General features: G+C 42.7%; 1 pseudogene. It reads left to right on the forward strand.

Annotated features, from left to right (window positions below):
• Window positions 1-225 (forward strand): annotated as a pseudogene (locus AB4585_RS22940) (hypothetical protein); the annotation flags it as partial.

Below are 225 nucleotides of genomic sequence, written 5' to 3' on the forward strand. Positions count from 1 at the left end.
AGTCAGAGAGCAAGCAGGTGAACTCGAAAAAGAAATCTGTGAGGTCACAGAACAATTCGCAATCCACTTAATTGGTTTCATCCAACGCAAAACCATTAAAGGATCTCAGCGTGAAGAGTTATACGACTGGATCCAAGAAGAGCTGCAAATCATAGAAGCCAATCCATTTAATCAGACCAACACAGATCAAACGCGTCAGCTGTTCAATCAAGCGCTCACTGACTA

The sequence above is a fragment of the Vibrio sp. 10N.222.49.C9 genome (assembly GCF_041474985.1).
In the GTDB taxonomy this organism is placed as follows: domain Bacteria; phylum Pseudomonadota; class Gammaproteobacteria; order Enterobacterales; family Vibrionaceae; genus Vibrio; species Vibrio crassostreae_C.